The 12,455-nt window shown below is 47.8% G+C and carries 12 protein-coding genes and 4 pseudogenes; 7 read left to right on the plus strand and 9 right to left on the minus strand.

Annotated elements, in window-relative coordinates; translation table 11 throughout:
- Positions 1 to 143: IS3 family transposase (locus BN2591_RS14600; protein WP_143468252.1), on the plus strand; the 143-nt coding region annotated here is incomplete at its 5' end.
- Here BN2591_RS14600 and BN2591_RS14605 read toward each other — a convergent pair.
- From BN2591_RS14605 to BN2591_RS14615, 3 genes and pseudogenes are all read right to left on the minus strand, one after another.
- A complete protein-coding gene (locus BN2591_RS14605) occupies positions 140 to 985 on the minus strand; it encodes a hypothetical protein (RefSeq protein WP_244173013.1) in 846 nt (281 codons plus the stop codon). The genes BN2591_RS14600 and BN2591_RS14605 overlap by 4 nt on opposite strands.
- A gap of 147 nt (positions 986 to 1,132) precedes the next feature.
- Positions 1,133 to 1,678 (minus strand): annotated as a pseudogene (locus BN2591_RS24740) (integrase core domain-containing protein); the annotation flags it as partial.
- 72 nt (positions 1,679 to 1,750) lie between these two features.
- Positions 1,751 to 2,611 (minus strand): AraC family transcriptional regulator, encoded by an 861-nt coding sequence (locus tag BN2591_RS14615; RefSeq protein ID WP_086872635.1) that lies wholly within the window; start codon positions 2,609 to 2,611, stop codon positions 1,751 to 1,753.
- A 248-nt stretch (positions 2,612 to 2,859) separates the two neighbouring features.
- On the opposite strand from BN2591_RS14615, the gene BN2591_RS14620 reads away from it, so the two are divergent.
- Entirely contained in the window at positions 2,860 to 3,615 is a 756-nt protein-coding gene (locus BN2591_RS14620; RefSeq protein WP_086872628.1) for an SDR family NAD(P)-dependent oxidoreductase, read from the plus strand.
- A gap of 228 nt (positions 3,616 to 3,843) precedes the next feature.
- Here BN2591_RS14620 and BN2591_RS14625 read toward each other — a convergent pair.
- Positions 3,844 to 4,332: pseudogene (locus BN2591_RS14625) on the minus strand (transposase); the annotation flags it as partial.
- Between the two features lie 19 nt (positions 4,333 to 4,351).
- Between BN2591_RS14625 and BN2591_RS14630 the strand changes: the two are divergent.
- A pseudogene (locus BN2591_RS14630) lies at positions 4,352 to 5,140 on the plus strand (IS3 family transposase); the annotation flags it as partial.
- 67 nt (positions 5,141 to 5,207) lie between these two features.
- Here BN2591_RS14630 and BN2591_RS14635 read toward each other — a convergent pair.
- On the minus strand, positions 5,208 to 5,480 hold the full coding sequence (locus BN2591_RS14635; RefSeq protein WP_086872630.1) for a hypothetical protein: 273 nt from the start codon (positions 5,478 to 5,480) through the stop codon (positions 5,208 to 5,210).
- Complete coding sequence (locus BN2591_RS24300; RefSeq protein ID WP_143468255.1) at positions 5,477 to 7,747, minus strand: S-type pyocin domain-containing protein; 2,271 nt, start codon at positions 7,745 to 7,747, stop codon at positions 5,477 to 5,479. Before BN2591_RS24300 ends, BN2591_RS14635 begins: the two co-directional genes overlap by 4 nt.
- 537 nt (positions 7,748 to 8,284) lie before the next feature.
- Here BN2591_RS24300 and BN2591_RS14645 point away from each other — a divergent pair.
- Positions 8,285 to 8,766: pseudogene (locus BN2591_RS14645) on the plus strand (IS1 family transposase); the annotation flags it as partial.
- A gap of 66 nt (positions 8,767 to 8,832) precedes the next feature.
- A complete protein-coding gene (locus BN2591_RS14650; RefSeq protein ID WP_086872632.1) occupies positions 8,833 to 9,090 on the plus strand; it encodes a bacteriocin immunity protein in 258 nt (85 codons plus the stop codon).
- Between the two features lie 261 nt (positions 9,091 to 9,351).
- On the opposite strand, the gene BN2591_RS14655 is transcribed toward BN2591_RS14650, so the two are convergent.
- Positions 9,352 to 9,810: a lysozyme inhibitor LprI family protein gene (locus BN2591_RS14655; protein WP_052679833.1), complete on the minus strand. Its 459-nt coding sequence runs from the start codon at positions 9,808 to 9,810 to the stop codon at positions 9,352 to 9,354.
- Complete coding sequence (locus tag BN2591_RS24745) at positions 9,807 to 10,730, minus strand: peptidoglycan-binding protein (protein WP_045514393.1); 924 nt, start codon at positions 10,728 to 10,730, stop codon at positions 9,807 to 9,809. The genes BN2591_RS14655 and BN2591_RS24745 overlap by 4 nt, the downstream gene beginning before the upstream one ends.
- Before the next feature lie 452 nt (positions 10,731 to 11,182).
- On the opposite strand from BN2591_RS24745, the gene BN2591_RS14665 reads away from it, so the two are divergent.
- On the plus strand, positions 11,183 to 11,368 hold the full coding sequence (locus tag BN2591_RS14665) for a hypothetical protein (RefSeq protein ID WP_045514394.1): 186 nt from the start codon (positions 11,183 to 11,185) through the stop codon (positions 11,366 to 11,368).
- A gap of 396 nt (positions 11,369 to 11,764) precedes the next feature.
- Positions 11,765 to 12,310 carry a hypothetical protein gene (locus BN2591_RS14670; RefSeq protein WP_208616144.1) on the plus strand — a complete coding sequence of 182 codons (546 nt, stop codon included), beginning with the start codon at positions 11,765 to 11,767 and terminating at the stop codon, positions 12,308 to 12,310.
- Between the two features lie 36 nt (positions 12,311 to 12,346).
- On the opposite strand, the gene BN2591_RS24315 is transcribed toward BN2591_RS14670, so the two are convergent.
- Positions 12,347 to 12,455 (minus strand): IS3 family transposase (locus tag BN2591_RS24315; protein ID WP_143468256.1); only part of this gene is annotated, 109 nt, incomplete at its 5' end.

Genomic DNA, 12,455 nt, shown 5'->3' on the forward strand with positions numbered 1-12,455 from the left:
ATGGAACGCGGGAAGAAGCCCGCAGCGATATTTTTGATTACATCGAAATGTTTTATAACAGTAAGCGTCGGCATGGTTCGAGTGATCAGATGCCACCGACGGAATATGAAAATCAATATTATCGACGGCTCAGAAGTGTCTAGATTATCCGTGGCGATTCAACGGACTGCTGAGAGCAAGCTCGCTGAATAGCCATTCCCAAGCCGACGTAGCGGAGAAGCTCACGTCGTACATTCTCATCTTTTTGCTTGATTGGTACTTCCAGTTTCGGTCCAAAGTACACTCCGGTAGTACCTGGTTGTAATGTTGGGTCACTGGAAAAATAAACCGGAACTCCCTTCAATTTAAATGCCGCTGTCAAAATTTCATAGCTAATGTCTGATCGACTCCAACGGCCCATGTGGGGTGGTACTTTCGGCAAACCGACCAGATCATCGCCACGGCTTACAATCGATACGCCCTCAACTGGCACGGATGGTTGCATTCTGAATACAGCGTCAGAATCGATTTCCCAGCCAGCTTCGCTTAACAATCGCAAAAAATTACCAGCAGCCACGCACGATGATTCACTCCACTCAACGCAACCGATGCGCAGCTTGTCCCGCTGACCGAACTGTCCTGTTCGAAATAATTCGAGGTATCTATCGCGATTGGAACTATTAACGGCATATGCATCAATCACTGTAGGCGGTACAGGTTTACTTGCAAATTCAGGATTTTGTTGAAGCAAAGCTGGGCTTATGAAATACACTATAGCGAAGATCGCCGCTGCGCCAGATGCTCTTAACAGCCCTTTAAATTTTACTCCCAGGAGACCTGGCAGAACTGCACCAATTCCTCCAGCAGCTAGAGCCAGAACTATTCGGTAAACTGTATATTGGTAAGATGTAGGATTGGGGGTTGTGAAAGTAGTTATGATTATGACAACTATCGCCACAACCGCAAAACTATACCCAAGGTACTTATCTCTCTCTACACTGCTCATTTTAATTTTGTCACCTGAATCAAATCCATAAGTCGAAAATCCCGCATTGACCGGCTCCTCATTGATTAATACAGCTTTATACTCGTAATGAGGCTATTGTGATCCTGACCCCGAATATGCTCCAGTCGTAATCAGGAATAACCGGCTTCATGTTGGCTGCATATTCTGCCAACCGGCAGACTTCTCAGCGAATTCAGATGGCGTCATCCAGCCCAGTGCAGAATGGGGACGCCTCTGATTATTGTGTATGCGCCAAGCCTCGATTTTGCACCGTGCATCCTCCAGAGACATGAACCCGTTCTCGTTCAGGCACGCCTAGCGCAGCCTGCCGTTGAACGACTCCATCGTGGCATTGTCCGTCGGTGTTCCCGGCCGGGAAAAGTCTATACGGATCCCCCGTTCATACACCCACTTGTCCAGCATTTTCCCTGCAAATTCAGAGTCGTTATCGGTTTTCAGCAACTGTGGTAAGGGGCGTCTGAGCGCAATGGTGTTCAGCATCTCCGCCACTTCCGTTGAGCGCAGATTCTGGCCCACGCAGATCCCCAGACATTCACGTGTGAACAAATCAATTATCGTCAGCAGGCGTAACCGCCTTCCGTCAAACAGCGCATCGGCGACAAAGTCCATGCCCAAGACATGGTTCGGATACAGCCCCTGAGACTGTGGCTATCGCCGCTGTGCCGATTTATTGGGCATGTGCTAAAAACCATCTCGACTGTTAAGTTAAGCCGAACAACCCGTCGTATCAACGGGCTTTGCCTGCTACCCACTTTTGCGTGCTTCACGGATACTACGAGCCGGTGGTTGACCGAACATGCGTGAATATTCACGCGTAAACTGCGTCACACTCTCGTAGCCTACGCTGTGAGCCGCCGTGCTGATCGCAGCACCTTCCGCAAGCATACGTCTGCGAGCTTCGACCAGGCGCAACTGTTTCTGAAATTGCAGCGGTGTGAGCGTTGTAACGTTGCGAAAATGAGTGTGAAAAACAGAAATACTCATACCCGCTGCGTCGGCCAGTGTTTTGATCCGTAATGGTTGATCATATTTAGCCCGAATAATCTCTACAGCCCGGGAGATCCGTCGGGCATGACTATCAATATTTCCCAGGGCGCGCATAGATTTGCCATATCGTCCGGAGAGCAGCCAGTAATGCAACTCGCGCACCAACTGGGGCCCCAGCATCTTCAACGCATGGGGTCTGTCGAGCAATTTCAGCAGGTGCAAAGCCGCTTCTGCAACGTCCTCTTCGATTTGGTCAACCCGCACGGGCAGATCCGGAGCGGCCTCCAGTTTTTCCATATCGCCAACCAGTTCGGTAATCACAGCGGCGTCAAGTTCCACGACCAGCGAATAATAGGGGATAGTGGCGCTGGCGGTGATAACCTGGCTTACTGTAGGCACATCCACAGTAATCAGCAAAGACTCCCCCGCGCCAAAATCAAAAGTATGACTGCCCATCATCACGCGCTTGCGCCCTTGCAGCACAAGTGCGACCAGCGGTTTAGTAATGGCGAACTGCAACAATGAAGGTGCAGTCTCGCTCAGGATGAATACCCCCGGCATGAGCGTTATTGCTACACCTTCTTTATTGAAGTGCGCATCGGCATATTTCCGGGCCACCCGTAGCAGCGCCGCAGTCGTCTTTGCATCTTCAGACTCAACAGTGTCTGAGGCGCATCCTTCAGATAATCGGGTCATCTCCATCATATTTTTAGGCTAATAAATGCGAGTTGAATGTGCGCTAATATTAGCCTGACTCTGACTGAAGAGAAAATTCAAAATTATCAGGCAAGTTTTTGATGTTATCGGGCAACCTAAAATGCATCGCGATGGATAGTATTATATCTCCACTCATCAGGAGATATTTTATGACAACCCTTTCTCTTGTGACCGGTGCCAGTCGCGGGCTTGGTCGAAATACTGCGCTGAGCATTGCCCGCCATGGTGGCGATGTGATCATCACTTATCGTAATGGTAAAGAAGCCGCAGAAGCAGTGACGGCAGATATCCGGTCCCTTGGTCGTAAGGCAGTTGCGCTTCAACTGGATGTGAGCAACGTGTCCTCGTTTCCCGATTTCGTGGTCGCCGTACGCGCAGCATTGAAAGATAACTGGGGGCGCGATACGTTCGACCATCTCATCAATAACGCCGGGCATGGAGAAATGGCCGACTTCGTGAATACCACAGAAGAGCAGTTTGATGCGCTCTTTGACGTCCACATTAAAGGGGTATTTTTCCTGACCCAGTCACTTCTTCCGATACTGGCCGATGGCGGGCGGATCATCAATTTCTCATCGGGTCTGACTCGAGTGTCGTTTCCTGGGTTCTCGGCCTACTCGGCCGCCAAAGGTGCGGTTGAAGTGCTCACCGTTTATATGGCTAAAGAGTTGGGCAGCCGCGGTATTACCGTCAATACCATTGCGCCTGGCGCGATTGAAACGGATTTCCTGGGTGGCGCGGTACGTGACATTCCCGATTACAACAAAGCCTTTGCAGGTATGACTGCACTTGGACGTGTGGGACTTCCTGACGATATCGGCCCTATGGTTGCCAGCCTGTTGGGGGAGGACAACCGATGGGTCAACGGTCAGCGCATTGAAGTTTCCGGCGGGCAGTTGATTTAACCGCTCTGTGATAGATTCCGCTCCGGGTGGGATCTATCGTTTCCTCATGTCTGCAATGAGAGATCCTGAATGCCCGGACGCGACAGTTAGCATGATGACTGAGGCGCTAATCAAAACCTACTGGCAGATCAAAACAAAGTGCGCCGAAGTGACAAAAGTGGACTGACCCCGCCACGGTAGACGATCCTGCCCTATAGTTTGAGCATAGCAACTGTCTTTAGCGCCCGTTTACGAAGCATGTTGGTGATACATTGGATCCCATGCTTCATTCTTTTTCAGCATTGCGTTCAGTATGGTCAACAATTTTCTTATGCAGGCCGTCAGTGCGACTTTTTTGGGTTTTCCTGCGGCAACCAGGCGTGTATAGAACTCTTTAATTATCGGGTTGTGCCTCGTCCCAACCAGGGCTGACATATAGAGCGCTGTACGGACTGAAGCTCGCCCTCCGAATACTGTTCGGCGACCGCGCATCGTACCGGAATCCCTGTTTACTGGAGCAACTCCAATAAGGGCGCTAATTTCTCGTCGTGACAGTGAGCCAAGTTCCGGAACTTCTGCCAGTAGCACGGCGACTGTCGCAGTTCCAACGCCTTTAACTGCGTTCAGAAGCTCGGATAATTCACTGAAATGCTTCTTGATGTGAATCGCCATTTCACCTTCAATACGCGCCAACTCGCCCTTCAGGGCCGAAATAATTGATCTAATGCTTGCATGGCTCAGAGGATTGTCGGGTACTGATGTCGCCCGGGCAGGGTTCTATGCGTGGCTGCATAACCCTGTCCCGGCGCGTGATAAAGATAACCAGCGCCTGCTGATACTTATCCGCGACTCATATTCCCTGAGCGGAGGCGTATACGGTTACCGGCGGGTTCATGGCGATCTGAACGAAATCGGGGAAACCTGCGGTAAAAACCGGGTGGGCCGCATCATGCAACTGAACCGGATTAAAGCTGTACGCGGCTATAAAGCACCACGTCGTATCGCCGGCAGGCCTTCAGTCGTTGCTCCTAATCGCGTGCAGCGGCAGTTCACCGTTGTCCGGGCCAACCAGGTCTGGGTCACCGATATTACTTATATCCGCACCTGGCAGGGATGGTTATATCTGGCGGTGGTTATCGATCTCTTCGCCCGTAATGTGGTCGGCTGGTCGATGAAACCCACTCTCTCACGCGAACTGGCGCTCGAAGCGCTGATGATGGCGGTCTGGCGCCGAAAACCGGACGGCGAGGTCATCGTACCCAGCGATCAAGGTAGTCAGTACGGCAGTGACGACTGGCAGCGCTTCTGCCGGGCCAATAACCTGGCCCCGGGCATGAGCCGGCGTGGCAACTGTTTGGATAATGCAGTGGCCGAATCGTTCTTCAGTTCACTGAAAAAAGAACGCATCAGGAAGAGAATATACAAAACCCGGGATCTGGCCCGGGCGGATATCCTCGATTACATTGAAGTGTTCTACAACCGGGCCCGGCGCCACAGTCACCAAGGCGGCGTTAGTCCGGAGGCCTTCGAACAGGCCCAATCGTGAGGACAGAATTTGTCTACGGGCGTGGGGTCAGTCCAAGGAGCCCCTGTTCAGGGGCTTCTCAGGTGGATCATTCAATGCCGTATTTTTTTTGTTTTACAAATTCAGGTTCTTTCCAGTTAGGTCCTTTAATTACGCTCATTTTGTCGCCCATGGAAACGATGCCCTGATCGCTCAACGCATGAAATGTACTTATGAACTCACCCGTTTCAATTGCACTGAAACGATATTGTACAAAATAACGATCCAGATGCGGGTAACCAATACTTTTTGATAATCCCGCGAAGAAAATGATGATGTCTTTTACATTTTCTTTAGAAAATAAATCTTTTAAGTCAATCATTTAGCACCTCTCATCTCTTGTTCTTCGGCAGCTTTTATCGCTTCAGGAGTATAAAAAAGCGTATATTCTGATTTAAGTTTGAAATCTTCTAATGTTGCTGTATGAGCATTATTCCAGACTTCAGCCGCTTTCATTACATTATCCGGTACTGATCCATCTGCGATCCCAAGGGTACGATAACGTTCCAGCTCTCTGAGTTCATGAGTATAAAAGCGCCTGTCCGTATCCGTCACGTCTAATTCACCGCTGAGAATTTTTTCCAGACGCGCAATCATCATCGTATTGTCAATCGACTCACCAAACCGCGCTGTATGCAGTTTCACCTTATCAATTCCGGCCTGATTGATGACTGCACCCTGCCAGTCCAGATCCTGCACCGGACCACCAGCCTTATCGGGGTTATAAGGACGACCGCTGTATTTGCCTTTTCCCGTCACCTCACCGTACGGACTGTTCTGCATTACATACAGGGGCTTCAGGCCGGACTCTGCAGGAAAAATCAGTATAAAGTCGCGGAAATCCGGGTTCCCCGGCACAGGCGTGACCGTTACCGTATCACCCGAAGGGACTTCAGCATGGTCACCCGTATGCACAATGGTTTCCGGCAACGGAACAGGCCCTGTTAGTCCAAGGGGACCATTCACCCCAGGGGCGTCTGCAGGGCTGACCAGAATGGTCTGTGACGGCACACCCGACATAGCCGGTAGTGTGTATCCCCAGTATCCTGTTTCTTTGTCCAGAATGGCACGTACTACCAGTACATCACCGGCAACCGGCGTGCGTATCAGTTGCGTCTCAAGCGTTCCATCCACACGCATCACCATACGGCCGCGAACTGGCATGGAAACAGATTTACCGCTGTCAGCCGCATCCTCCAGCGTTGCCTGGTCAGGCAGGGAAAGTGCATCAGACGGCATTAGGGAACTGATATCCCGGCCGGGGACAATATCGCTACCGGCTCCGGCATCTTCTGAATACAAAAGTCCCGCAATGACCACAGCCACCGGACCTGACATTCCCGCTACGGCTATACCCCGCAGCTCTGCCAGTGCCATTGTCATTCGCGACCAGACACCTGCAGCCACACCACTGTCCAGCGAGATCCCGCCAGCAGAGGCGACTGACCAGATAAGCGGAAATGTGGCGGGTACAGCACTGGCCGGAATACCCCGCACGGATTGTATGTTCGTGGATTTAAGTTTATCTGCTGCGGCCTGGCGCGCCTGACGGACTTTTTCCTGTTCCGCTGCTATACGGGCTTCTTCGGCCGCTTTTGCCGCTGTATCGGCAAGACGTTGCTGCTCCGCTGCTGCGGCCGCCGCGGTTTCTGCTGCCTGTCGTTGACGCTCTGCTTCTACTGCGCGGGCGGCAGCCTGCTGAGCAGCATTCAGGGCGGCTGATGCTGCCTGCCGTCGCGTTTCGGCATTGTTGTAATTCATGCTGGCAAGGAAGCTGGCCTGTTCAGCAGAAAGGGCTTCAGCGTCAAGCTGATTTGCCTCATTTCGTTTGTTCACTGCGTCTGCCTGGGCGGCGTCACGCTGTGCTACAGAAATACCAACAGAGACAAATGCGCGGAAGGTTATCGTGTGCTCCGCTGTATCCCGGGTCTGAAGTTCCTCATAACCGAGCATACCGTTTTTAGCGATAATACTTTTACCGCGAGGGCGCTTACTCTCAATAGTCTGCGTGATGTTCTGCCAGGCCTGTTCTGCCTGTGAAGCAGCAACTGCTGTACTGGCAGCCGCCTGTCGCTTATTCAGGGCCTGACTCAGCGCATTGTCTGCAAGAGATTTCAGATTTGAAGCCTCCTGTGTCGCCATATCAAGATTGTTCTGCGACTCAGTTACAGACTGGTATTGCCCTGCAGCGATTGCGGCATTGACGGCGGCGAGTCGCTGCTGCTCTGCAACGGTTGCGGCTTGCGCAATTTTTCCGGCGAACTCTTTGGCAGCAATTTCAGACTGCTGCTTTTCCTGTGCCAGTTTGTTAGCAGCAGCCTGTTTTTGCGCTTCTGAGGGACCTACAGAAATAAAAGTTTTGATTGTACGATCGTGTTCTGAACCAACTATTTCGCGGTATACCCAGTACCCCATTTGGCCGTTATAGAGAACAAGGTTTGGCTTGATTACAGAATCACCTGAGTATGCATGTTCTCCCGAATTTCCATTACCTGATGCTGTTCCGTTTGCATCAGAATGTGAAAGATTGACACGGGTAGAACCATCGGCTCCATAGGACACTGGTGAATCATTAAAATAACTACCCATTGATTGTGCCTCCGTTTATGCTTTTGATGAAATTCATGCTTGATGTCTTACAGTCACTGGTCGCTAATCTGTTTTAATAAGCATCCCGTCATATCTAAAAACCGTATTTACAAACAGAAAATCAGGTTCTTTAGTTATTCCGACGATAACCTTACCCACCACTACTTCCTATAGAAGGGAATATTATCAGCAGGTGTTTAGTGTGAGAGTTTGTATCCTCAGCATTAGAATATAAATTTATAGCATTACTATCTCTATGTTGTGGAAGTTAGGTGTACCAACGAACAGATGCAGCACAGATTATTTAAAAGCAATACAGATAAAAATAATCTTGCGACTAACTACGCTTCTTTTCGTGTAGAAAAAATAATTTTGGCTGCCAATGTATTGCTGGAACTGTTAATAATGGTTTTTAGGCATTATGCATTTTTTGCACAACAATCTATTTAACTGAAAGTCTGATAATACCTGCCAATTAAAGGTGGTGCCTCTAATTGGTTGAATTTGATGTATAATGCTTGCTTTTGAGGTTATTTCATGGCCAGAGTTACCGTTCATTGTCTCCGTTGTCAGTCCGCTCTGGTGTACCGTCATAAGCTGAATCCTAAAGGGCACGACCGATTCCGCTGCCGTGAATGTCATCGCGTGTTTCAGCTCAATTAATCTTATGAAGCCCGTAAGCCGGGAGTTAAAGAGCAGATCACCGAAATGGCCTTCAACGGTGCAGGGGTTCGCGACACCGCCAGAACGCTGAAAGTCGGTATCAACATGGTCATCCGGACTTTAAAAAACTCTCACCACGACGAATAACGTCATCTCCGGTGGTTCATGCTGATGTCACGCTTATCTGTGAACTTGATGAGCAATGGAGGTTTGTTGGCAGCAAAGCCCGGCAACACTGGCTCTGGTACGCGTACGACACGAAAAATTGTGGCGTACTGGCTTACACTTTTGGCTCTCGCACCGATGAAACCTGTCGTGAATTACTGGCGATGCTCACCCCCTTTACAATCGGGATATGTTAATTTATAGGGAGTTGGTCATAACACCTATACGACACATTGATATTCATAAGGATAAATAAAATGGCTGAAAAAAAATTATCCGATTATACAGAAAAAGAATTTTATGAATTTATTACAAAAATCAAAACGGCGGATTTCCTATCAGAATCAGCTCATGACGAAGCCATTTATAACTTCAGTCAATTGACAGAACATCCCGATGGTTGGGATCTTATATATTATCCTGAACCGAATGCAGATAATTCAACACAAGGGATTATCAATGCGATAAAAAAATGGCGTGAAGCTAACGGCAAACCAGGCTTTAAACCTGAATAACCACTCAAACAACAATTTGTCAGCATAGGGGTTAGGCTGCGAACAGCCTTGACCTGCTCCACATTTATTAACACGCGTCATCAGCTGTGGGATAAATTACGGACTTCCGCTGTTCGCTCAGAGCAGACCTCAGCTCAGTTATCTGGTCAGCTTCGTGCCAAGAGCGGACATTGATAGCATTGAGATATGTTAATTTATAGGGAGCAAGTCAATTAAGCCTGCTGAACGACAAAAAGTCAGTCAGCAGGCAACTAATCTCACTCACTCTTCATCGGCATGAAGCATTTTTATCTCTTCAGTATGCCGCTTATTAAGATTGATTTGGCACTGATAAATATAGGGCCAGTAATCATAGGTGTCCTCGCCGATTTGCGACCCAACGCCTAAACAGAAGTTCTTGCGATACTCTTTCCATGAATTTTGCGATTCCAGGAAAAATTTACTGAAGACATCACCAATGGTGAGTTGAGGATCCTTACTTTTATATACGGGCCCAGTATTGTTCTCCTTTATTTGCGCGACTGTTTTGGCAATTAACTCATCCATGCTTTGATTGCTTTTGTCACTAAGAGCGTGTAAGCATTCAGAAGCTTTTCCACGGTCAGCATTATTATGCCAACAAGTATCAGTTTCTGACCCGGCGATAATATCTGCTTTTTCAGCACTGAAGGCTGACGGGGCTAAAGCCAAAAAAGCAATCGCTAATATTATTTTCTTCATTGTAAATACCTGATTCTGTGTCTTGTAGACTCATAACGCATAAGTGATGAATCTTCCCGGATGAAGTTAATAAGCGCTGTTCTGCCAGCAATTGCAGCCTCTATTAAGCTTGCTGGATGTCTTATGCCCTGGTAAAAAATATCGACAACGACATCTTTTATTTTGTGGTCGAGTTGATCCCATGAGGGTGCGTTCGTTTTTTTTGCTGCTGTTTTTTCATAAAAAGGTTTGGCGTAATTCTTTTTCTCTAAATAAGAACGTTTGAATAATTCAATCTGTTGCACATAGCTTATCTCACCAAATAGCTGCCATGTGGTATCGACAAAAACCTTTGCCTGTCTTCCACTAAGATATGCTGCGTTTGATGCAATCACTGCGCGATATTCTTCTATACCAAGACTTCGCAGAGTTGAAAAAATCTCTCCGGCAGTTCGCATCTTCATGTCGTAACCGCGACCCAGTGTGACGCCTGATACATCGCCAGGCCAGTGCAGTATTCGGGAGAAATAGTCAGGTCTTTTGGGTGCCCTCTTGGGAGCATAATCCGGGAATATATAATCATTCCCTTCAGCATCAAAGGTAACCTGGCCTTCAGGCACCTTTAGCTGTGCCGCCCCGACAGTCTTACGCCATGGCTGTAAAACAACATTATTTATAGCTTCCTGAAGCCAGATATCTCCAGGATGAATCATTCCGGTAGGCTTCATAGAGAGCATATTCTGAAACCAGCGAATACCTTCAATCGTATCCCTGTCACACTTGCCTGTAATCTTAACGTCTCGTCCGGTTAATTCTTGATAACCTGACTCACTAAGTGTTTGCTGAAACCACAAAACTTCTTCTGGCTTGTTGTTGCCACACTCCCCCAGAGTGGAATCTATCCGCATAATATGCGGTATGTAGCTTTTTCTACTACTCATAAACGCTCCCCTATCCCTTGATGCGTCAACAAATTTTTTTACTATTATGCATTTTAAAAATTGTGGGCGTCACTGGAGAAAACTGTAACGAAAAATGCCGGAAAAGTTTTACAACGGTCTAAACGGATGGCTAAGACAGATACAATTTTTGCGAATTGTCAGCATCGCCTCTTTAATGCCCGGCTTCCAGCACATCTCAAGTGCACTGATAACCAGCTCCTCGTTGATTCACACGGAATGCTGTTAGCAATGCCCTCTGTTCGCTCTGAGCAGACATGTCTGCCCCCTGATCGACTCTTTCGTGCCAGGAACAGACGTTGCTGACATCAGTTTGTGTTGATTAACGGGGAGCTGGTCAACACACCGATAAGTATTTTCTTGCCTTAACAGATTTTCTACCATACAACATTTTCATAATCTATTTTTAAATCAATAATGATCTGGGGAACAAAATGAGACCACCAATAACTGATGATGAACTGGAATTACTGAATCAGGATATGGGCAAACTGAGTCGTGCTCAATTTAATGAAGGCGATGTTTTCAATGCTCTCAGGTTGCTAGAAATGCGTCGCCAGACAGCAAAACTGGAAGCGATAAAGCGTTTGTTGGAATCAATGAGTGAACAGGAAACCTGATGGTTAGTTTGATGATGATAAGCCAGGTTATAAGTAACTCAATGTAGCAAGTCGGGTGACCTTCTCCCCGGTGATTAACACACTGCAATGTTAGTAGTGTCTTTATTTGACCCTGAACCTGAATATGATCCAGCCGCAATCAGGGATAACTGGCTATGAGACAATCTCGAACTTCTGCTTCTCGCTCAGGGCGGACGTGACCAACATCATCCTTTGTTAAATAAAGGGGGGCAAGTCACCTGAGGGGCGCGCACTATATGATGTGTCTAACTCTCGGATTAAGGTGGTCGAGTGGAACCAAGCTTCGAATGGAATATATTTCCCCAAGAAGGGAAGTGATACAAAAGCTTTTGAGGGAAATGTTCCTCAGTCGGTTCTTGATAGTTTAGGATTGAAATGATGAAAGTTTATCAGGGTAATATTTCTAAAGAGTCATTAAGCCTGTTTGTTTCAGATATTGGCGCCGGAGAATTTTTTTCATATGTAGGGCACTTGGTTTCACTAGAGCAAGCAATTTCTGTGCTGGGTTTGCTCTCTCCTGATTTTATTGAGATCCAGGGGCATATTTTCTGGCTACCTAACGCTCAGCAATACGACCCGAAAAGGTTTCATTTGCTTGGGCTAGTAGAGAGTAAATCTAGTGTATTAGTACAAAGTACATCGCGCAGAGACGTTGAACGATACAGAAATATTTTTTCAATAAATCAGTTTTTTTCAAAGTGGGAAAATGCACCGAACCGACCCGTATTTAAAGTAGGTCTGTCAAATGAGGATTATCGTCTTTGTCATTTATTTGCCGAGCAGATAACTAGATATTGGAAGCGCGCGTTAGCAGAGGCTTTCCCGGATAAGGTGTTTCAGTTTGAAATTGCTGACGACCTTCTGGATGAATATGGGGTTTGTCTGACATTTTGGCAGGAGTCTGTCAGTAATTCAGTGTAACTGCCCACTAGTTAAAGGTGAATCGCCACGGATAATCTAGACACTTCTGAGTCGTCGATAATATTGATTTTCATATTCCGTCGGTGGCATCTGATCACTCGAACCATGCCGACGCTTACTGTTATAAAACATTTCGATGTAATCA

It is taken from the genome of Kosakonia pseudosacchari (genome assembly GCF_900184035.1).
Lineage (GTDB): Bacteria > Pseudomonadota > Gammaproteobacteria > Enterobacterales > Enterobacteriaceae > Kosakonia > Kosakonia pseudosacchari.

What these genes read in the sequence shown, in the direction of transcription:
- BN2591_RS14605 (WP_244173013.1), bottom strand. Translation starts at nt 985, where the DNA reads ATGAGCAGTGTAGAGAGAGATAAGTACCTTGGGTATAGTTTTGCGGTT.
- BN2591_RS14620 (WP_086872628.1), top strand. Translation starts at nt 2,860, where the DNA reads ATGACAACCCTTTCTCTTGTGACCGGTGCCAGTCGCGGGCTTGGTCGA.
- BN2591_RS14635 (WP_086872630.1), bottom strand. Translation starts at nt 5,480, where the DNA reads ATGATTGACTTAAAAGATTTATTTTCTAAAGAAAATGTAAAAGACATC.
- BN2591_RS24300 (WP_143468255.1), bottom strand. Translation starts at nt 7,747, where the DNA reads ATGGGTAGTTATTTTAATGATTCACCAGTGTCCTATGGAGCCGATGGT.
- BN2591_RS14650 (WP_086872632.1), top strand. Translation starts at nt 8,833, where the DNA reads ATGGCTGAAAAAAAATTATCCGATTATACAGAAAAAGAATTTTATGAA.
- BN2591_RS14655 (WP_052679833.1), bottom strand. Translation starts at nt 9,810, where the DNA reads ATGAAGAAAATAATATTAGCGATTGCTTTTTTGGCTTTAGCCCCGTCA.
- BN2591_RS24745 (WP_045514393.1), bottom strand. Translation starts at nt 10,730, where the DNA reads ATGAGTAGTAGAAAAAGCTACATACCGCATATTATGCGGATAGATTCC.
- BN2591_RS14665 (WP_045514394.1), top strand. Translation starts at nt 11,183, where the DNA reads ATGAGACCACCAATAACTGATGATGAACTGGAATTACTGAATCAGGAT.
- BN2591_RS14670 (WP_208616144.1), top strand. Translation starts at nt 11,765, where the DNA reads ATGATGAAAGTTTATCAGGGTAATATTTCTAAAGAGTCATTAAGCCTG.